Origin of the sequence: Novosphingobium sp. MD-1 (assembly GCF_001014975.1) — a bacterium.
Lineage (GTDB): Bacteria > Pseudomonadota > Alphaproteobacteria > Sphingomonadales > Sphingomonadaceae > Novosphingobium.
Map to the genome: position 1 here is coordinate 11828 of NZ_BBXA01000003.1, position 23189 is coordinate 35016.

5 protein-coding genes are annotated in these 23189 nt (G+C 60.1%); all 5 read right to left on the minus strand.

What is annotated here, in order from left to right; translation table 11 throughout:
- Nucleotides 1–5 precede the first annotated feature (5 nt).
- Nucleotides 6–16658 (minus strand): cadherin domain-containing protein, encoded by a 16653-nt coding sequence (locus NMD1_RS00520; RefSeq protein ID WP_125953164.1) that lies wholly within the window; start codon nucleotides 16656–16658, stop codon nucleotides 6–8.
- Between the two features lie 6 nt (nucleotides 16659–16664).
- Complete coding sequence (locus tag NMD1_RS00525; RefSeq protein WP_125953165.1) at nucleotides 16665–17597, minus strand: hypothetical protein; 933 nt, start codon at nucleotides 17595–17597, stop codon at nucleotides 16665–16667.
- Between the two features lie 118 nt (nucleotides 17598–17715).
- On the minus strand, nucleotides 17716–19110 hold the full coding sequence (locus NMD1_RS00530; RefSeq protein ID WP_125953166.1) for an HlyD family type I secretion periplasmic adaptor subunit: 1395 nt from the start codon (nucleotides 19108–19110) through the stop codon (nucleotides 17716–17718).
- Nucleotides 19107–21296 (minus strand): type I secretion system permease/ATPase, encoded by a 2190-nt coding sequence (locus NMD1_RS00535; RefSeq protein ID WP_125953167.1) that lies wholly within the window; start codon nucleotides 21294–21296, stop codon nucleotides 19107–19109. Before NMD1_RS00535 ends, NMD1_RS00530 begins: the two co-directional genes overlap by 4 nt.
- Nucleotides 21286–22962, minus strand: a complete 1677-nt coding sequence (locus NMD1_RS00540) for a TolC family outer membrane protein (protein WP_125953168.1) — start codon at nucleotides 22960–22962, stop codon at nucleotides 21286–21288. Before NMD1_RS00540 ends, NMD1_RS00535 begins: the two co-directional genes overlap by 11 nt.
- Nucleotides 22963–23189: the final 227 nt, after the last annotated feature.

Here is a 23189-nt window from a genome sequence, read left to right on the forward strand (position 1 = left end):
GGTCCTTACGCGGCGCTTGCCATCAACCAGTCCTGGACGTTCATCCCATCGCTGTCGGACTTGCGCAAGACATCCGAGGAGACGTCAGCGCCAAAGCTACTCATGGCCTGCGCGAGGCCAGCCGCTGCGAGCGCCGCGCTCGCTTCCCCGGGTGCGACCGGCGTCACGGCCGGTGTGAAGGCCAGGGCCACATTGCCGATGGTGGCGGTAAGGCCGTTTGTCCATTTGAACGTCGAGGTCGAAAGGGCGAGGTTTTCACCCGGCTTGACCGTGTCGGTGAGGTTGGACTTGCCGAGACCGATTTCGGCTATTCCAAGATCGGCAAGCGATTTGATCTCGTCGGCTTGGCTGATCCCGTTGCCATCGCGATCGACCCATACTTTCAACTCACCAAAACGGGCGTCGGCCGAGGTGAGCTTGCTGTCCTTGTTGTTGTCCAGCACGGCGAGGCCCTCCCATGCGCTCTGTGCGCCCGTCTTTTCTGAGAGGAACGATATCTCGGATGGATCGGTGATCATTCCGTCGCCATCCCGGTCGATGACCAGCATGCCATCGCCTCCGGTCATCCAGCCCGTGTCGTCAGCGATGCCGTTCCCGTCCATGTCGAACATTGCGCGGGATTTGCTGGCCTTGCGAGCTTCGAGGCCATCGCTGTCGATATCGAGCAGGATGGTGGAAAGCATCCCGAATTGCCTGTCGCCGAATGACAGCAGCGCCGCTCCGGCGATCTGTCCGGCGTCAGCAGACAGGACGCCCCGCGCTGAGCGCGGTGTGACGTGCACAGCGCCGCTTCCGCCGACAAGGCGGTACTTTGAGGCTTTCATTTCCCATTGCGTCGCCTGGAAGGTGATCTCAGGAAGCGCGGAAAGCCGCTTATAGGCAAGGCCCACGTCAAGCAGTGTGCCGGAAACGCCCCCGGCGAGCGTGAAGCTTCCCTTGTTGTAGACGATGCTTTTGCCTGCGGTCTGCGTTTCTCCGGTGGCCGTTCCGGTCAGGGCGATCGAGGTCACGCCGGCTTCGGCGAGGCTGAGAAGTTCACCAGCGTCCGTCTTCCCATCTGCATTCGCATCAACCCATAGGCGGAACTGAACGAAGCGTGCGTCCTCGCCATCAAGAACTCCATCTGCATTTGTATCGAATGCAGCCAGTCCCTCCAGGTCTGTTCTGGCGCCGACCTTATCATTTACGAAGGATATCTCTGAAATGCCGTCGATCGTGCCGTTGCCATTGCGATCAAGGGCGAGGAACGCATCGCCTTGCTCAATCCAGGCCGTCGTGTCAGCAATGCCGTCGCCGGTCATATCGAAGCGGGTGTCGCTCACGTCCAGATCGTGCAATCCTGCGTCGTCCCCATCGAGATCGAAGATGATTGGAGCGGCAAGGCCAGTTGTTGCAGGTAACGAGGATTCGGGCTGGCCCTGTTCTTGGCCGCCATCTTCCGTAGATGGAAGTTCATCGTCTTGATTGGCAGGGAGAACGGAAGGGGAAACTTGGTTCTGTACATCGGAAGTCAGCACAGGGGGAGGGAGCGAAAGCTCAAATCCCAAGAATACATCCCCTAACACGCTTCGGGTGCCATCCTGATGGAAAAATTCCGAGGTTCCATAAATATGGCTGTCGGCGCGATTTTGGTGCTGCTCCGATAGAGTAAGGGTTAGATTGATTGAGGAAATGCCACGCTCTTGCAGCGTTTTGAGTTCTCCTGTCTGACTGATGCCATCACTATTGGCATCTTGCCAGACAAGAAATCTACTGAATTCAATGTCTTTATCGTCCAGAACCCCATCCGCGTTCGAATCAAAGGCCCTCAGTCCTTCAAGATCTGAGATTGCGCCTTCCAAATCGTTGGCGAAGGTAATTTCGGAAAGATCATCAATCAGGCCATTACCATTCCGGTCTAGAGCCAGAAAGCCATCATCAGGCCCGATCCAGCCGACTTTATCCTTAAGGCCGTCCTGGTCGACGTCGAAGTTTGTCGATGATTGCACTACGGATACAATTTCCAACCCATCTCCGTCAAGATCGAAAACTATCGGGGGTTTTACGGCTGAATAATCCATAAATTGAATGGAAATGGGGTTATAGCTTTTTGCGCCTGTGCTATCTGTTGCGATAATATTAAACGTGTATCTGAAAGATCCATAAAACTCCCATGAGTTATAAGACCATCTATCATATCCATCATCATAATAACTTGTGTAAGAGTTATAACCCCACCAGGTTGAGCTGATCGATATCTGTCCAGAAGAATTGATCGATATGTTGGGTCGCAGCCAGGATGGCGTATCCATTGGCTCAGAGCTGGTTCCGTAATATCCATCGTAGGATGTGTATGGGGAGACAGGCGTAAATATCGGAGCCGTAATCTCGTATGTTACAGGTGAGGAGAACGCCCCCACGGCATCCGGATCCACGCCTTGAACGGATACGACGGTACCTGACTGCCCGGAATAAATTTTATATATCCCATCGGAATATGCGGTTTTTGAACCGCTAGCCCAAGAGGTCAGGATCGGCCCTTCATCAACATTCGTAATACTGGCGGTAAAAGTTCCGTATGAAATGTAGGCACCATCCTGAGCTTTGATGCTCAACGCGCTGGTCGCGAGCGAATAATCCCGAACTGGCACATTGATAACCTGTGAACCGTTCCAGTAAGGCTGGTATCGAGTGGTAAGTGCCTCAAAGTCAATTGTTCCGGAGGTAAGACTGAGCTGACCTGACGGTGAAATTGTCCACAATCCATTTTGCATCGATCCATCAGCAAAGGACCAGCTGATCCCGTTGCCGTTTTCTGGGTCGGACAGCATCAGTTGGCGCAGATTGAATGTCGGGATTACCTGCGGTGTGGTTGTTTCTGCTATAGAACCTGATGCATTCACCAGCGTGTGTGGTTCGTTAACGTCGGAAATGAAAACCTGCATGAGTTCATTGCCTGACCAGGCGGTGCCATCGAAGGCTTTGACGAGAACGTCGGCGACATGCGCGTCGAGGCGGCCATCTCCGTTCCAGTCGTAGATGCCGTAACCATTAGCCCGGAACCATTCGAAATCGAAATTGAGGTTGGGGTTGAGGCGAACGGTGTTGCCGTCGATGTAGAACCAGCCCTGCGAGGTGCTTCCGTCGGAAAAGCGCAGTTGTGGTGTCGTGCCGTCTGGATCGCCAAGACCGAAGGCACCGACCAGAGAGTGGGTGTTGGCAGGGTTGGATCCAAATCCGGTTTCGTCGAGGAAGGACCATTTTGTCACGCCATTGTCCGGGGCATTGGGAGCCTCGTTCACGTCGGAGATGAAGACTTGCATGAGTTCATCGCCCGACCAGGCAGAACCGTCGAAGGCCTTGACGCGGACGTCGGCGACATGCGCGTCAAGGCGACCGTCGCCATTCCAGTCGTTGATGCCGTAGCCGTTGGCCCGGAACCATTCGAAATCAAAATTATTCCCTAGTTTTATGCGTACCGTATTGCCGTCTATGTAGTAGGCACCCTGTTCGGTGCTGCCATCGGCAAAGCGCAGAACGGGGGTATTGCCATCGGGATCGCTTAGCCCGAATGCGCCGACCAGCGAGTAAGTGTTGGCTGGATTGGCACCTAGCCCGGTTTCGTCGAGGAAGGACCATTTGGTGGCCCCATTGTCGGGGGCATTGGGGGTTTCGTTCACATCGGAAATGAAGACCTGCATGAGATCGTCACCCGACCAGGCGGTGCCGTCGAAGGCTTTGACGCGTACGTCCGCCACATGTGCGTCAAGGCGACCGTCGCCATTCCAGTCGTTGATAGTGTACCCGTTGGAGCGGAACCATTCGAAATCGTGGTTGAAACCCGCATTGAAGCGGACGGTGTTGCTGTCGATGTAGAACCATCCCTGCGAGGTACTGCCATCGGAAAAACGGAGTGATGGCGTGGTGCCATCGGGATCACTCAATGAGAACGCCCCAACGATCGCATTGGCATTGGCGGGGTTGGTGCCGAGACCGGTTTCATCGAAGAACGACCATTTGGTGGCACCATTATCAGGCGTGTTTGGTGTCTCGTTGACGTTGGCTATGCCGATCGTCACCGCGCTGACGCTCTGCGTGAAGCTTCCCGAGCCGGCATTGTCGCGAGCTATGACCTGATAGGCGCGCGATGGCGAACCCGCCTCGAAGTCGAGAATCTGGTTCGTCGTGATCGCACCGGTATTAGCGTTGATCGCATAGCGACCATCCCAGGACAGCGAACTGGCGTTGGTGCCGTCCCAGAAAAAGTAGCGCTGATCAGCGAACGCCCCCGAACTGTCAGGGTCGCTTGCCAAGACAGTCCCGACGCCCGTGCCAATCCCCTGCATTTCCGCGACGGAGAAACTGTAGCTTGCCGGCAGGCTGTTCTGTTCATTGAGATTGTTGATCGCGATGGTGACGCTTGTCTGGGCCTGCAGATAGCCCGCGCCGCCGGCATTGTCGCGGGCAAAGATCGTGTAGGATGCTGTGGGATTGGCGGCCTCGAAGTTGAGGACGGCATTGGTTTTTATCTGCCCGGTAAGGGTGTCGATTACATAGCGTCCATCGGCCGATGTGCTGCTGGTGGCGGAGCCATTCCAGAAATAATAGCGTTGCTGGCCGAAGGCAGCCGTAGCGGCGTCGAGGTCGCTCGCGGCGACGGCCCCGACAAGCGTTCCCGTTGAGGCATTCTCATTGATACCAAACGAATAGCCCGCGGGCAGGCTGTTCGCCTCGTTCACATTGTTGACGGCGATCACGAAGCTGCGGTCTATGTATTCGCCGCGAGGGTCGCTGATCCGTACGGTGATCGCGTGACTGGTGGTCGTCTCAAAGTTGATAAGCGTGGCATTACCGACCGATACCACGCCGGCCGCGCTGATCGCGAAACGCCCGCCCGCACCGTCGACTATCGAGTAAGTGAGGGTGTCGCCATCGGGATCCACGCCGGCGACGGTGCCGATCGTCGTCCCATTGGCGGCATTTTCGTTGACACTGCCACTGAAGGTCGCACCGGTTGGCGCGGCGTTGATAGCAAGTGTCATCTGGACGGCGGAGGATATCGCAGTCTGGCCGTTCTCGCTGACCCTGCCGGTTGCGGTCAGCGTTACGTCCGAATACCATCCCGCAGGCGCGAGCAGCTTGAGGTTGGCGATCTGGGCGGTTGTCAGCTTCCAGGTCAGACTGGCGCTGTCATACGTGCCTACGTTCAGCGTCAGGCTTGCCGGTACTCCGGTGATCCATATTTCCTGAACTTCCGACCCATCGGCGTCGGGGAAGCTAGCAGCCAGGTTGAGCGGGATGCCGAGGGCGTAGCCGGACGTTCCGCCCACGCTTGAGAATTGGGTGATTGTCGGCGTGTCGGCAACGGCCGCGACGACGATATCGAATTCCTGGGAAGAGAACACGCCGCCCGCGTCCGTGGCAGTGACGCGGATGCGCGCCATACCACTGGCATTAGCGACAGGATTGATCGTCATCGTGCGTACGCCATTGGCGTCGGCCGCGCCGAAGCTGATCCCTGCATTGGTCACGACATTGGAGCCGGAAAGCACCTGGGCGGACATCTGGATCTGTGCGTTGGGTGTGATGTCGTCGGTCGCGGTCACCGTGACCGCTTTGGCCGTGTCCTCGTTGGTCGACTGCTGCGTAATTGCCGTAATCACCGGCGTCGCGTTGTTGTTCCAGTAGGTCGCCCATTTGGCCTTGTAGGTGAGGTCGGCCATCAGCGTATCGCGCTCGGCGATCGTCGCCGGCCTAGTCTTGCCGGCCATCAGCGTGACGAGGTTCTCGATGTTGATCGTCCGGCTGTAACTGGTGTTGGCGATGATGAAATCGATCTGATGATTGGCCCGGCTGCTAGCATCCGCAATCACATACCAGTTGGAAATTCGCACGCTCGAGGTCGTGCCCACGATGCTGATCTTGAGGTCATCGCCGATACGGTCGAACCACAGATCCATGTCGGCGATCGCGCCCATGACGTCGTTGAACCCGATTACGTCGACGTCGTCGCCTGACGGGTCGTAATTGTTGATCGTGTCGGCGCCGGACGAAAGGGTGACAATATAGACGTCATTGTCGATGCCGCCATTAAGGATATCGTCTCCAGCCCCGCCGTCGAGTATGTCGTCACCTGCTTCGGCGCTGATCGTGTCGTTGCCGTCGCCACCGAACAGATAGTCGTTCCCAGCGCCGCCATAGATGACATCATTGCCTGCGCCGCCGTAGATCACATCGCTTCCGGCAGAGCCTGTAAGCGTGTCGCCATAAGCCGAGCCGTTGACGAGTTCGATCCCGTTCAGCGTGTCGCCTTGTGCATAACCGCCTGTGCCAGTGCCTGCGGCGAGATTGACGGTCACAGCGGCGGTCGAACCGCTATAGTCGACGCCATCGAAGCCGGCTCCGCCGATGAGCTGGTCCGCGCCCGCGCCGCCGTCGAGATAGTCGTCGCCATTGCCGCCATCGAGGAGATCGTCACCGGCGCCGCCTGACAGGCCGGCCTGACTGAAGCCGCGCCAGCTGTCGGATCCGACGGCGCGAACACCGTCTGCGCCGTCATCGCCGTAAAGGTTGTCGTTACCGTCGTCGCCGAACAGTCGATCACTTTCCGTGCCGCCGCGGATCGTGTCATTGCCGAGGCCACCGTAAATGATGTCGTCTCCGGACTGACCGAGCAGGGTATCGTTGCCGTCGCCGCCGTTGATCGTGTCGGCGCCATCACCGCCATCGATGTTGTCGTCTCCGGCGTTGCCGTTCAGCACATCGTTTCCGGCAAAGCCGCTGATGATGTCGCGTCCGGACTGCCCGTTGATCGTGTCGGCGCTTGTGGTGCCCTCGAAGATATCATCTTGGTTGGTGACGGCAATCGCGATGGCCCGGTTGATGGTAAAGGGGGTGCCGGTCTGATCGGTGCCGGTCACCGTGACGGTGACGCTTGCGCCCACTTCATAGTCGAATGAGGCATCCTGCCTGAGCCGCAGCGTGCCGCCCACGATCTCAAAACGGCTATCGGAAAGGGTATAAGTGTAGCTGGCGCTCGGCAGGCCCGCCGTATCGGGGTCGGATACCGAAATTGTTCCCAAGGCGATTGCGGGGCGGCTGGTTCCGCCGGCTATGCGGTCACGCTCGGCAACGCTGGCAACGGACAGCGTCCAGTTGAGGCTGACCGGCGCTTCGTTCAGGTCATTGATGGCGATCGTGACCGCTGACTGGACCTGATTGTAGGGCGTGGCACCGGCGTTGTCACGCGCTATGATCTGGTAGGTCTGGGAAGGGGTTCCTGCTTCGAAGTTGATGGCTGCATTGACGGTGATTTGCCCGGTGGTGGCATTGATAGCATAGCGCCCGTCACTGGATGTCGCCGAAGCGGTCGTGCCATTAAGGAAATAATAGCGCTGGCTTGCGAAGTTGCCGCTCTGGTCGATATCGCTTGCTGCTATCGAGCCCACGATTGAGCCGGTCGCCACATTCTCACTGACGTTGAAGGCATAAGTCGTCGGAATGCTGTTCGCTTCGTTTACATCCCTGACGGCGATCGTGACTGCGGATTGAGTCTGATTATAGCCCGCGCCGCCCGCATTGTCGCGCGCGATGATCTGATAGGTTACCGACACTGTCCCGGCCTCGAAATTGAGGGCCGCATTGGTGGTGATTTGACCGGTTGTGGCGTTGATCGCATAGCGGCCGTCACTCGACGTGGCGCCTGCCGTGGTCCCGTTCCAGAAATAGTAGCGCTGCTGCGCGCCGGTGGTGCCAGCGCCGTCAAGGTCGGTCGCAGCGACGCTGCCTACGACGGTTCCGACAGTGACATTTTCGTTGACGCCGAGGCTGTAGGTCGTGGGGAGACTGTTAGCCTCGTTGAGGTCCAGAATTCCAATCGTGACGGCGCTCTGCGCCTGATTGTAGGGCGTGGCGCCGGCGTTGTCGCGCGCGATGACCTCATAGATTTTCGACGGGCTTCCCGACTCGAAATTGAGGGTGGCGTTGGTGGTTATCTGGCCGGTGGTCGCGTTGATCGCATAGCGGCCATCGCTTGAAGTCTCGGTCGCACTCGTTCCATTGAGGAAGTAATAGCGCTGGCTGGCATAAGCGCCTGTCTGATCAATGTCGGACGCGGCGATCGTGCCTACCGCGGTCCCAATGGCGACATTCTCGGCGACGTTGAGCGAATAGCTTGCGGGGAGGGCGTTCGCCTCGTTGCCGTTCTGGACCGAGACAATGACGTCCTGCTCGATCGAGGCGCCGGCGGTGTCGGTGACGCGAACCCGGATCGTGTGGCTTTGCGCGGCCTCGAAATTGATCGTGTTGGGATTGGCGACCTTGAGCTTTCCATCGGCGTCGATGGCAAAGCGCTGGGTGGCATCGTTGACCAGGCTGAAGCTAAGGGCGTCGCCTTCAGGATCGGTGGCGACAAGCTGCCCAATGACTGTCCCGGCTGTCAGGATATGACCGGGAGTGGACTCCGTGACGACCAGGCTGGCGCCACCCTGAACGGCAAGATTGCGTGGAGCATCGTTGACCGGCGTGATGCTGATGACGACAGGAAGCTCGACTGCCTGGCCATCGGCATCAGTAGCCAGGATCGTGAAGCTGTCCGTTCCGTTGGCGTCCGCCGAGGGCGTGTAGGTGAATGCGCCGGTCGAAGCATTGAAGCCGGAGATCGAACCGAGCCTAGGGCCAGCCCCGGGCTTGACCGAATATCCGGTCAGATTCTGGTCATGATCGATGACACCGTAATTGCCGTCCACGGCAATCGTCCCATCCTCGGCCATGGTAAGTTGGCGGGGACCCGCCGGACCCGTCGGCACAGCCTTGCCGCCGGCGTGCCAGTAGGTTGCCAGTTGCGCGGCGATCGTCGCGGGCATGCTCGTTGGCGTCACACCGGGCGTCGTGGTCGTCGACGTCATCGCGGTGACGAGGTTGAGCGTATCGGGATGGTCGAGGAAGATCGCGTGTGTCGTCGTTTCGATCGCACGAATACGGCTCGCGCCCGACGACAGGAAGAAGCCCAGGGCGGTGACGACAGTATCGCCACCGATCACCGCGATTCGCAGATCGTTGCCCACACGGGTCAACCAGATCTGGTCGAAGGATGCGCTGGAGTCGAACTGGAGGGTATTGGTGCCGCTCGTATCGGTGAGCGTATCGACGCCTGTCGAGCGTCCGAACACGAAGCGGTCATCGCCTGCGCCGCCGTTGAGCGTATCGTTGCCGGTTCCACCGGCAAGCAGATCGTTCCCGGCACCGCCAGTCAATATATCATTGTCAGCGTCCCCCGAAAGGAGATCGTCGCCATCGCCGCCATCAAGCGTGTCGCCGCCGGCTCCGCCCGTGAGGCTATCGTTACCAGCTTCCCCGTAGAGCTTGTCGACGCCATCGCCCCCGTCGAGGACATCCTTCTCCGTGCCGCCATAGATGGTGTCGTTCCCGTCGCCGCCAGCGATATTGTCCTCACCGGCATCGCCATAGAGAATATCGTTTCCAGCGTCGCCCGTAAGGACGTCATTCCCCGCGCCGCCGCGGATCGTGTCATTGCCGTCGAGGCCGAAAAGACGGTTGTCTGTGCTGTTACCGGTTAGAGTATCGCTATATGCAGAGCCCGTGACATTTTCGATGCCGATCAGGATATCGCCATAGGAATCCGATGTCGTGGCGCCGGCCTGCGCAGACGCGAGAGTGAGATCGACGACGACGGCGGCGGCAGAACGCACATAGCGGGCGGTATCGCCGACCCCTGCTTCGCTGGCGGGCGTGAGATGCGCGCCGCCATCGAGCGTGTCGGCGCCAAGTCCTCCTTCGAGGACGTCATCACCATCGCCACCCAACAGAGTATCGTTGCCGGCATAGCCGACCAGCACATCGTTGCCAGCGCCGCCGGAGAGAATATCATCGAGCGCGCCGACCTGACCGGTGACGAGATCGTCGCCCCCGGTCCCCATCAGCTGCGAACTGTTAGCCGCGACGAGGACGCTCACAAGAGAAACAGAGAGGCCATCGTAGAATTTGAGCGTTTCGATCGCACTATTGGCGATTCCCTGGTTTTTGATCGTCACTTGTGCTGACGTTGAAGTTCCATACCGTATGACGAGATCGTTGCCATTTTTGATAAAGGTCAGGTCATTGAGACTGATTGAAGAACCGAATTCGAGTTCATCCTGCCCGCCATCCAATGACGTATCGAAATACTGGCGAGTAACCTGTTGGCCGTTGGTTCTCGCGAAACCTCCAAGCCATCCACTCTGGATATAGGAAGATGGAGCGGGCTGAGCTACACCTGAGGATGCGCTGTACAGGAAGGTCGAATTATCATAGACTACTGAGTCGTCAGGGCCCTTTATCTGTAAGCGCCAGTAGAAATTGCTTCCGTTCTTCGTTCCGGTCGCTGCCCAGATAGATACGGAGTAACCCGAAGCAAGGTTGCCAGCGGTGGTCACCGCTTCCTGGACTGTGAAGCTACCTTCCTGTATCGTGTCGGCTCCGTTGCCGTAGTTCCACACATAGGTGTCATCGCCAGTATTGCCCATGAGGGTGTCGTTGCCCGCGCCGCCCGTCAGTTCATTCTGGGAGGAATCGCCGCCCAGAACATCTGCGCCACTGCCGCCGGTCAGGTCCTCGATGCCATAGTATTCATCGCCGGTCGCATCTCCGGAATTGGCCCAGATTGCCGACAGATGCGCGCGTACGGCTGCAGAAGCGGATGCATAGGAGGCAATGTCCTGTCCGGCGCCACCAATCAGAATATCCTTGCCGGCGCCCCCGTCGAGCGTATCATTACCTGTCCCGCCATAAAGGATGTCATCGCCGTCTTCCCCTTTGAGCGTGTCGAAACCGCTGTTGCCAGCAAGAATATCGTTGCCGCTCCCGCCAGCAATCACATCGTTGCCGGCCGCTCCGGTTATCCAGTCCACGCCTGCCGTGCCCTGTAGCGGCGTTGCGATCGTTCCATCGGCGGCGTCGGTGCCCGCAACGAGGTTGGTGGCACCGACACTGATATCTAGTATACCGGTCTGGTAGAAGGCGAGTTTTTCGATCTGACCGGGGGCCAGATACCAGTCCATGATCGTGACGCTGTCGCGGGACTTCGACGTGTCGCCCAGCTCCTCATCCTCGTCGCTGATAGCGAGAACGAGATCGCGTCCGTTGGTTGACTTGCGCAGGATCACATCCTGGATATTGATTCCGGGCGCGAACTCGATTGTATCGGTGCCAGCGTTGGCGGAGATCGTTACGTTGGCCGGAGGATTGAAGAGTTTAAGCGTCTGGGTGGTGCTGTCATAGTCGTAGCGGCCGAGCCATTGGAGGTCAGGATCGGCGACCGTACCGAGATTCTTGCGAATGACGATCCCGCCCGGCCCGGTGACTTCGCCGGTCGCCGCATCATAGGCATAACCCGCCGCGCTGTTCCATCCGCCCGCCGACGTCCACACCACATCCCAGTAGGCCGCGAAATCATCGAAATAGATGTCCTGGCCGTCCCCACGCGCATAGCGGAAGGTGTCGTCGCCGGCGCCACCGACCACCATGTCGCCATCGCCGCGCCCGCCCGAGAGCGTGTCGCGATCGGCGCCGCCATAAATATCATCGGCTCCGTCGTCACCGGTAATCGCGTCCGCGCCAGCGCCGCCGATGAGTTCATCGTTGCCCAGGCCGCCGATCAGAAGATCGCGGCCGGCGTCGCCCGCGACCATGTCGTTCCCGGTTCCGCCATTGCCGACATCGTCGCCGGCCAGGAGGTACAATTTGTCATTGCCGGCTCCACCATAGACGAAGTCATTGCCGGTCGTACCGACCAGAACGTCATTGCCGGAGCCCCCGACGACGAAGCTGGTGATGTCTCCGATGCGGATTTCGTTGCCATCGGCGAACTTGAGCCATTCGACGCGCTTAAACGGATTGGTAAACCAGTCCCTGACAGTGAGTTGTGTACCCGTGAATGTCTCGACGCCGTTTACTGTCTGCATCACCTGGATGATGAGGTCACTACCCGGCGAGCCGCTCGTTCCCGAGCGCTGCAGGCGCACGTCTCCCATGTCGATCCCGATGCCTAAGACGACGGCGTCCTCGCCTCCCGCTACTGCGTCCTGCTGGACACCGGCTGCGTTTCCGACCCAGTCAGGGCGGACGGCGCCGGCTGCGGCGGGGTTGGTATTCCAAAGCGCGATTCCGGCCATACGCTGCGTAATTGCGTCGCCAGCGCCATTGGCGGCCGGGGCGCCGCTTGCATCTTCTTCCGCGATGTCGAGGCCATCGCCCTTGCGGAGAAGATATTGGTCGGCACCGAGACCGCCTTTGAGGTCGTCGCCATCGCCGGCGCCACCGGCCAGGATGTCGTCGCCCGCGCCGCCCAGGAGTATGTCGACGCCCTCCCCGCCTTCGAGCCAGTCTGAACCCTCGCGGCCGCGCAGGGTGTCATTACCTGCCCCGCCATTGAGATAGTTGCCGTCACCTCCGAGCGCGGCTGGGTCTACTGTGCCTGCATCGAGCGTGTCGTTACCATCTCCGCCCAGGAGCCAGTCGTCGAGACGGCCGCCATAGAGCGTGTCGTTGCCCGCACCGCCGAAGATGTTGTCGCCCAGGTTCGAGGCATAGATGGTGTCGTTGCCGTCGCCGCCATCGATGGTCGCGGCGACATCGATGGTGAGAGCGCGCCGGTCGGCGGTCGCGAAATCGACGGTCGCGGCAGTGGAAAGCGCACGCGAGCGCAACAAGGTGAAGGTTGCCAGGCCGGTCGCCTCATCGACGATGACATCGTCGATCCAGACGAGCGGCTCGATTCCCGCGCCATCGACAATCGTGCCGGTCCCCGTCACCGTGGCGGTACCGTTCGCCACCGACGAAGCGCCTGCGGTTACCGTGGCCGAGAGGCTGAAACGCTCATTGCCCTCGACATTGAGGAACTGGGGTTCCGTACCGCCCGCGACATAGGCGGGGTTCGCGACATTGTCTGCGACGATGGCCGTACGGACGAAGAGTTCCTTTGTCCCGACAGCGAAAGTCGCACTCGTAGCGTTGGTCCAGTTCACTCCGTCGCTGGAGATCTGAAGGTTCGTCGCACCGCTGCTGCCAAAGTCGACACCCGCGCCCGAAGCGCGGCCATCGCCAAGAGCGAGCGAGACAGTGACCGCCGCTGTGGCGGCCTTGGAGAGGGACAGGCGAAAGACAGCAAAGCCATCATCTTCCCAGGCGTAGCTGTCGCCGACCATGAGCGTGGGCAGAGTGGCGGTGCCATTGATGATGGTCACGACGGCATCGCCGCCCATGATGCGCATGGCAGGGGCGTTAACGAGTCCCGCAAGGAAGCTTTCGGTGACTTCGGCGACACCGTCATTGGCCACCGTTACGGCCACCGTTGCGCGACGGCTATTAGCCGCGAACGATACCGACGCGGTCTTGGCGGTAAAATCACCGCCCGAGGCGGCGATGTCATCGTTCAGATGGCCGTTGACGATGTAGCTGGATTGGTTCGCAAGTGTACCCGTGCGCAGATCGATCACGTCATCGGCGGCCGACGCTTCGATCGTCGTTTGCCGCGCGACATTGATCGTGTCGGTGAGTAGCCGGTCGCCGAAGTTAAAGACGCGGTAGATCTGTCCGCTCGCGCCGTCCACGCTGAAACCGAAGTCTAAGTCTGCGGGGTTCGCTTGCGCTTCCTTCAAGATGAACGAGAAGCCGCCAAACCAATCACTTCGGTTGCGATGCGTGAGCCCGAGTTCCTCGGCCTGGACCAGAGTCAGGACAGTTTGAGCTGCAAGTACGCTGCCCGGCTGAGCCGCGGCCAGCGCATCGATCAATTGATAATTGTCGAGATAGTTCTCGTATTGCTGCGCTGACGCGATGTTACCCAAGAGCGTGTTCATCGTGAACTTAGATGCATCACCTCCGATGCTTTCGATCGTGCCGTAGATTGCTCTTTTCACATAGATGTCGCCGCCGGCGATCTGAAAATCGGGATCGTTCAACCCTCGGAACACGCCATATTCGACAACTTTATTTACCGCGTCCTGCTGTTTCGATGAAATTCGGAAAGAAATGTTGCTCTGGTCTTTGGATGCAGTGGTCTGATAGACGTAGTCCAGCTTGCGCATCCCGTAGTTGCCGGCTTGAACCGCTGCGGCGTTGAGCAAGGTCCCCCCCGTCGCCGACAGCACCGCATTGAACGATTCTGCCGCTGAAGTAGCGAGATTGCGCGCGGCGTCCTTGGAGCCGCCCTTCTTCGACCAGACGTTGGCGACTACGAACTTGCCTTGCGTGTCATCCCATTGCGCGTCTGCTCCTGACCGAGGCGTGCCGCCAAATAGCGAACCGATCAGGCCGCCGGCGAGGAATCCGAGGAAGGCACCGGCGAAGGCACCGATCGGGCCTGCGAACACGCCAAGCTCCGCGCCGAGGCTGGCGAAGCTACCGCCTTCGGCAAGCGCCGCTGTAGCCCCGATGACACCAAGCGACGATCCGACCGCTGATCCAATCTGGCCTCCCACCGTATCGAAGTTCACGATCTGCGAAGCGAGCTTTACACCGAGGAAGGACCCGACCGCCGATCCGACCAACGAAACGTTGACCCCGTTGAAGATCGCGGCGTTGTTCGTGATATTGGTGATGACCTGATTGATTACTGCCCCGGCAGCCGTGTTCAGTGTCTCTCCGACGATACCGTCGATACCGGTCGTGCGGATTAACTCAGCGGTTAGATAGGATGAAATCGCGCCGATGCCTGCTGATTTCAGGTTTCCGAGCAGTTCTGGACCGAAGCTGCGGAACGCGTCTTCGAAACTGCCGTGCGCGGATAGGCCGCCGATAACCCCGTCCAGCGAATCTCCAAGGTTGTTGCCCAGGGTCTTGAACAACGCCGATTCGATGACCCCTGCGATCTTGTTGTCACCTGCGATCTGGAAACCGAGCCGCGCGCCCAAGGCCCCGCCGACGTCGGAAAAGTCGAATGCGAGCGGATTGTCCTTTATCCGGATTTCGGTCGCGACCGGCTGACGTTTCGCGTCGAGCGTGGTGATGATCTGAACGTCTGCTTCCGAAACCGCATACGCGACCAGTGCGCCATCTTTGTAGACATATCGGGCTTCACGTCCCTTGTAGTCGACAGGTACGAAGCGGTCGCCAGACGGCACCAGCGCTATGCCGCCGGGGATGTAGCTCGCAGGATCGGAGAACTGGACTGTCGTTTCACCCGTCGCGCCGTCCGGGCTTAGCGTGAACGCGCGCAATGGCGTGCGTCCCGCCGTCCCATTCTGCGCGAGCAGCGTTCGTGCCGCGACCCCGAACTGCCGTTCAAAATCGGCCTCGGAGATTGTGAGTGTCTTGCCTGCTTCATCGGACAGAACAATTCGGAGCGATCCGTTGGCAAGCAGTGAGATATCGATTGAGGATCGATCGAATGCGGCCCCGCTACCATCCTGTATGCCCAAGCCGATGAACACGTTCTGTCGCACTTCGGGCGTGCTGGGGTCTGGGGGCGAGATGACTGTCATGTTGTAACGGCCGCTCACGACCGTGGTAGTGATGGTGTGCGATACCGGCGCCGAAGAATTTGAGGTGTCGATGACGGTTGCGGTGCCGATCGCCCGGGGGACGACCCATCGTTGCAGCACGTCCTTAAATGTTTTGCCGGTTTCGATGAAGCCCAAGGAGTTGGCATTGAATTCGAGCGGCGCTGTACTCGCGTGCGCTATAAAGAAGGCGAGGGCGTCGCCGACGTACACTTCTTGGTGCGAAGCCGGAACTCCGACCTGCATGCTGAGGTTTCGGTTACCCAGGATCGCTAGGTTACCGGATGTGTTCTGGATTTCGCCGGTCGTTGCATCGATCGTTAGCCCAGATGCCAATTTGCCAACGGTATCAAAAACGTAGGTATAGTAATTGGTGCTGCTGAAAACAGCGGCGCGGTCGGCGTCGGTCGGCAAAGTATTTGAGTGTGATGCCTTAAACTGACTGACCCAAACGTTATAGGCGATCAAGTTGCCGTGGCCTTCTTCGCGCGCGGCGATGTCAAGCACGTTGGCGAGTTGCGCGGTAACATCAATGCGTTTGCCGACACGATCCGCCGGCGGCAATGCGTTGATTGCCGCCTGTTGTTGGGTCAGGTATGTGAAGCCATCGTTTATCTTGGCGTTGATCGCGGTGTCGAAAGTAAAAGCATTGACGGCATGGCCAAGTTCGTGGGCCACGACGTAGAGCGCGCCTTCGCGGCCAAGGTAGTCGCCCGTAGCACCGAGATCGTCGAAGAGCGCCGTGCCGAGCATGATCGTGCCATCGGGTACATGCGGATTGGTTCCGGCGGTGTAGATCGCGCGCACGCTCGATACGCCAATACGCGTTCCGCGCGAGGTAATGTATGTGACAGATCCTGGCTGCGATCGCTCTCCGCTGGAGTAGGCAGAACGCCCGACCGACGAATTTTGATATGTTATATGCTGAAGCGCTCCACTTACTTGCGTTTGGTTGAATAACTGAATCAACGAACTCCGGGCGAACAGGTCGTTGAAGAATTGATCCACCGCTGTCACGGTCAGTGTCGTTGTGCCGGGTGCAGTGGTCGGAGTGAGCGCCGAGACGCGCAACGACCAAAGCATGTTCGCGACTGCGGCGTTAGCGCCCGCAGCGGTGGCCTGGTTAATGAAGACGGTTTGTGGACTCGGCGACGGGGTCGGTGTGGGCGTGGGCGTGGGCATTTGGCTTTACCCTCGTGTCGGGAGGAAAAGGCGGAGTTCGCGAACAGAGGAGGTTTGTTCGCCCTCAGTGTTCGTCCGTTGCGGCGTGTGACCCGCGGCGATGAGTGGTCCTCCGTCGCGTACGAAGCCGTTGTAGACAAACGGCGATGGGAAGCCGTGCTCGAACTGTTGCTTTTGCACGACGCCGACCGAATTGTAGCCACTCGTCATCAAATTTGTCGTCAGAGACTCTAAAGTAAACTGGCGTTGGCGTGCTACGAATTCAGCAACGCAATCGCGGCACTTCAAATCAGTCAGTATATTCCAGTGACTAAAATCTTGAATAACCACTTCTTCATAGCGATCGACGCCGTTGTAACACAGGTGTTCGGTAGCAAATTTCTCGATCCCGGCGTTTGGTGCGCGGCATGAATGATTACGAACGATGACTCGACTTGGAAACGACGTGCCGGACGCGGTGCCCGGAGGGACATCATTTCCTGTGATCACACTTAAAAGCCAAGCCGTACTCAGTCCGCTCTGCGTTCTATCGGCCAGGTGCTGTATGATGATTTCAGCGATTTGTGGAAGCTCGAGATCAGCCAGCAACGGCCCCGTTTTGATTTGGTTTTGTGACATGGCTTGCCTATCTCCTTGAGCGGCAATCGCGGATGATCGGGAGGCGGCGCCGGGGACATTGACGGGAATCATCGTCGATTGGCCGCCATGGTAGGGTGAGTACACCCAGACCGTTTGATCTCTGAGCTGATCCGGCGACGACACGCACGATGCGAGCGCGAGCGCTGCAAGGCCCATCACGCCGGTCCTGGGACCAGAACGCGCCGGTCGTCGATTGGCCGCCACGCCCGACACATCTTCCGCCAAGAGGCCGGCGGCAAAGAGGCGTAGCCCCCGGTTTCGATCAGGACGAACCGCACCCAGACCTGACTTCCGCATCATTCACCCCTCCATTCAGCAGACTTAAGCAGCGTCCGGCTTACGGCAAGAAGAAAAAGCCTCAAGTTGAGGCTATCTGCCTCGTCGCTTACGCCCGGCTTCCACTTCTCCTCTTCTTTGGTCATTTCTCCCGCGCAGCCTGTGCTATGCTGGTCTGCAGCGGGCTGAGCAGATAGCTGATGATCCGCCGCGTTCCGGTCTTGATGTCGACGGTGGCGGCAAGGCCCGGGGCGAGGTTGACGCGCCGTTCATCGGCATCGATGTGACTTCGCTCCAACGCGATGGTCGCGACGTAGACGAGGCCCAGATCCTTGTCCTGAACGGCGTCGCGGCTGATCGACCGGACACGACCCGGGATGGTTCCATAGCGTGTGAACGGGAACGCCTCGAGTTTCACGGCCGCTTCCTGCCCGACCCGCACGAATCCGACATCCTTGTTGAGGATGCGGATTTCGGCTTCGAGCGCCCCTCGTGCGGGTACCACGGTCATCAGCGGCTTGGCTGCTTCCACCACGCCGCCCACGGTGTGGACATCGAGGCTCTGCACAGTGCCGTCGACCGGCGCGACAAGCCGCTGAAACCGGTTCATCTGGCTGGCCTTCGTCACCTCTTCACTGCGCAGGATCGCGTCGGCTTCCGCTTTGGCGAGATCGGTCAGAGCTGTGCGCCGCGCCTGTTCGCGCGTCTGCTGGATCTGGTCGCTGAGCTTGCGGGATTCGGCCATGCCACGGTCGATCTGGGCGAGGGCCACTTCACGGTCTCCGGCTTCGGCGCGGCGCTGTCGTTCGAGTTCGAGCAGGCGTTGGCCGGGCGCATAGCCTTTCGCGTCAAGCCGGTTCATCCGGGCAAGCTGGCGATCAAGGATTGGGACGGTGTCGGCGAGCCGTGCGGCGGTGGCACGCGCTGCGCTCGCGTCGGCAAGGGCCGACGTGCGGGCATTCGCAAGGCTGGCAACCGTGGCGTCGATCTCGGCGAGCTGCGCTGCGATAAGTCGTTGCTGGGTATCGGCGATGTCGGGGGATGTGCCTTCCGGCGCGACAAAATGAAGGCCGCGTCCGGACAGGGCGTCCGCGATTGCCTTGTTGCGCGCGATGTCGAGTTCCGCCTGGGTGAGGGCCTTTCGGGCCGCGGCAAGGTCTGCGCCCACGATGGTCGGATCGAGATCGAGGAGGGGCTGCCCCTTGCGCACAGTGTCTCCGTTGCGGACATAGATCGCGCGGACGACACCGCTGCCGGGAGACTGGATGAGCTTGATGTTGCCGGTGGGGATCAGGCTGCCTGGCGCCGAGGCCACCACATCGACTCGCCCGAACACGGTCCACAAGATCGTGAACAGCAGGCCGATAAGGAGCACCCAGGTCACAATGCGCGCGGTGGGCGAGACCGGCCGCTCGGCGACTTCGAGGGCAGCAGGCAGGAAGTCCGCCTCGCGGGAGGGGATGAAGGTCCTCGTGCGTTCCCGATCGGCTCGCAACGCTTCCTTCAATACCTCCCAATGATGCCGCAATCCGCTCATCGCACACCACCTTCCGCGAGACCGCCGCCGCTCTGGCGGCGATAGAGATCGGCATAGCGACCGTTGTTACGCAGCAATTCCTCATGGTTACCGCGTTCGACGATGTGTCCGGCTTCGAGGGAAATGAGTTTATCGCACTGCCTGACCGCAGAGAGCCGGTGGGCGATGATGATAACGGTGCGGCCGGCAGAGATCGCTTTGAGGTTCTTCTGGATGATTTCCTCGCTTTCCGCGTCGAGCGCGCTGGTCGCCTCGTCGAGGATGAGGATCCGCGGACCGGTAACCAGCGCGCGGGCGATGGCGAGGCGCTGGCGCTGTCCGCCCGAAAGGTTGGTGCCGCGTTCTTCGACAGGCGTGTCATAACCTTGCGGAAGGCGCACGATGAATTCGTGAGCACCGGCAAGCTCGGCGGCCGCTATGACCTTTTCGAGCGGCATGGCCGGATTGGCGAGCGCTATGTTCTCGCGGATCGATCGATTGAAGAGCAAGTTCTCCTGCAGCACGACGCCGATCTGCCGGCGCAGCCAGGCGGGATCGATCTGCGCGATATCGACGCCGTCGATCAGGACGCGCCCTGCAGCGGGGACATACATACGCTGGAGAAGCTTGGTGAGCGTCGACTTGCCCGACCCGGAGGAACCCACGATGCCGAGCGAGGTGCCGGCCGGCACCTTGAGATCGATGTCTTCGAGTGTCCAGGCGCCTTCGAGCGCGTAGCGGAACCTGACGCCTTCGAACTTCACGTCGCCCTTGAGGGAGGGGAGGGCGACACGGCTGCCGGTCCCGGGTTCGACCGGCTGGTTGAGCACATCGCCCAGACGCTCGATCGCTATGCGAACCTGCTGGAAATCCTGCCAGAGCTGCGCCATGCGGATGACGGGCCCCGAGACGCGCTGGGCGAACATGTTGAAGGCGACGAGGCCGCCGACAGTCAGCTCCTTGTCGATGACAGCCCTAGCCCCGAAATAGAGGATCAGCACCATGTTGATCTTGGAGATGAGCTGGATCAGCTGGCTGCCGGTATTGCCGAGGTTGATGACTTTCTGCGAAGCGAAGCTGTAACCGGCGAGCTGGCGCTCCCAGCGGTCCTGCCACTGGGGTTCCACGGCGCCGGCCTTGACCGTCTGGATGCCGCCGATGCTTTCGATGAGCAGGGCGTTGTTCGCCGCGGACCGCTCAAACTTCTCCTCGATGCGCGCCCTGAGCGGTCCGGTGATGAATATGGCGACCGCGACATAGGCCGGAATGGCGAGGATCACGATGATGAAGAGCTGGCTTGAATAGAACCACATCACCACGAGGAACACGATCGTGAAGATGGGATCGATGAAGAGGGTGAGCGAGGTGTTGGTCAGGAATTCCCGGATCGTCTCAAGTTGCCGGACGCGCATGGCGATGTCGCCCACGCGCCTGGCCTCGAAATAGGCGAGGTTGAGCCCGAGCATATGTCGGAAGAGCTTCGCGCCAAGCTCCACGTCGATCTTCTGGCTGGTTTCGGAATAGAGCCTGGTCCTGAGCCAGCCAAAGATCGTCTCCCAGATCGAGACGACGCCAAAGCCGACCACCAGGATTGTGAGCGTATCGAGGGTGTTGTGAACCAGGACCTTGTCGATGACATTCTGGAAGAACAACGGCGAGGCGAGGCCAAGGAGGTTGATGCCGAGCGTCACGAGCAGAACCTCGCCGATCAGGCGCCGATATTTAACGATCTGCGGGATGAACCAGGAGACGTCGAAGGCGCGAGTCACGCCGCCGAGGCCCTCACGCGTGGTCACCATCAGAAGTTCGCCCGACCACATGGCCTCGAGCGCCGCGCGGTCGATTTTAATGACCTGTGGCTGGACACCCTCGCTGCTGTGGCAGGGGGGCTGTATCAGAGCCTCGTCCTCGCCGACGCGGGCGATAATGAACCAGCCCGCCGGTCCGTTGGCAAGGGAAGGCAGGGGAGTGCGGTCGAGCTTGTCGTAGCTGGTGCGAATCGACTTGGCGCGGACGTCGTCCTGTCGCTTGGCGATCCGTTTCAGGTCGTCGGCATCGACGGCCCGGTCATGGCCCAAGCCGTGGCGCAGCTGTGCGGGATCGACGGCAATACGATGGAGCGCAAGCAGCGTAGCATAGGCGATGAGTCCGGAATCGTCGCGCCCTGCAGCGACTTGCGGATTGTCCTCCTGTTCGTCAGCGATCATGCGTGTCGGTCCTTGCCGGGGCGTTAGGGCCTGCCGAAGGACGGCCGCCGTGCAGCAGTTCGTCGGGAGCGGTAACGGACGCTGCGGTAGCGGCACTTGATCCGGTTGACACTTCCGGCATTTTGATTGGTTGCGGTTTGCCGCCTGGTGTAACGAGGCCGTCGAGAGTTCGCACAACACCGCCCCATGGTACCGCGCTGCGTTGCCGTAAGCGCCGCAGGTAGCTGTCCGGATCATAGTTCGGCGCGCGTTCGAGCAGCCGTTCGGTTTCGAGCCGGCCGAGGCGACGGAGCAGAATGGCCTGGGCGAGATAGCGGTCGCGCTGGCTCGAGAGCAACGCGACCTGTGTTTCGTTGAGCGAGTTTTGCGCGTATAGAACATCGAATGTCGAACGCAGGCCCTCGCGATATTCTTCGAGCGTGCCTTCGTAATAGATACGGGCTGCCCGGACCTGCAGTTCCTGCGCGCGTGTATTGCGATCGGCGGTAACCCATTGGTTCCAGGCGTTGACGATGGCCTGGACCAGCTGTCGGCGCGTGGCTTCGATGCGCAACGTGTCTGCGCTTTCACGGTTGCGGGCCTGGTCGACAAGCGAACGGATCCGGCCTCCGGCGAAGAGGGGAATGGTGAGCGTGGCGCGGCCTGTGAATGTCACGTCGTGGTCGGCCCGGTCGAACGGGACGAAGGGGCCGGCTGTACCTGCAGTGCCGCGCAGCGAAAATTCGGGACGGCCTTCGGCCTGCGCGACGGCTATGCGTTCGCGCGAGGTCCTTGCGGTTGCGATCGCGGCGGCGAGTTCGGGGTTGGTGAGTTCGGCTATGGCGAATGCCTCGTCGGCAGAGGCAGGTAGCCCGGGCAGATCGGGTTCGGGGGCAAGGTTACCCGGTTCACGGCCGACGATCGCGATGAAGGAAGCACGGCTTGTTTCGAGTTGGGCTTGCGCGGCATTTACCTGAACGCGGGCAGCCAGGAGCTGAGTTTCGGTCTGGGCGATGTCGGTTCTGGTAAGTTCGCCGGCCTCGCGCCGGGCAACAATCTCCGCGAGTGTCGCCTCGAGCGTACGCAGGTTGCGTGTCCGGATCGCCAGCGACCGCCGGTCGCGGCGCACGTCGGCATAGGCGGCGACGAGATCGACCAGCAGATCGCCTTCTGCACCTCGCAGGGTTTCCCGGCCAGCGGCGCTTGCGGCCATCGCTGTTCGAAGTGCGCTTGCCGCCCGCCCGCCCGTATAGAGGGGCTGATCGAGCACGATTTGCGAGGTGATGTCGTTTTTCGCGATGTTCGGGTCGTTAAGACGGTCCGAGAGAGGCCTGTTCGATTGCGTGGTCGTGCCCGGAAGCGTCAGGGTGTAGCCGCCTGAGGCCTGTACCTGCGCCTGTGGGCGGGTCTGGGCCATGGCGACGCCCACTTCGTCGTCGGTTGCACGCAGATCATAACGCCTGGCGGCGAGGTCGGGGTTGGACGAGAATGTGTCTGCGACTGCGGCGGCGAGGCTGTCATCGGAAGGCGGTTCGGCAGGTTCTTCCTCAAAGGCGATCCTGGGCGCCGGATAGGCTTCGTGAACCGGGTTGAGACGCGTTGACGCCGGTCGCGCGTGAGCGCTGATGAGCAGCGTGCAAGCGGCTAGGACGAAGCCTAAGATGATTGGGAAACGATGGTAAGGCATGTCCCGGTGTTGGCCCGTCAGGCGAAGCTGGGCAGGAACAATCCCCTCCGGACTTGGTCCTGCTGCCGGGCAGGCAGAATTTCGAGAGCGTGACAAAAGAGAGCAAAAGGCTGGCTGGAAACCAGACGTTTCGTTTCATAAGACATAATGCCGCTTGCCCCCAGCAGTGCCAATGCGGCACTCGCGGATAAGCACTGAAGTGTCGGAAGCAATAAGTCAACGGCACG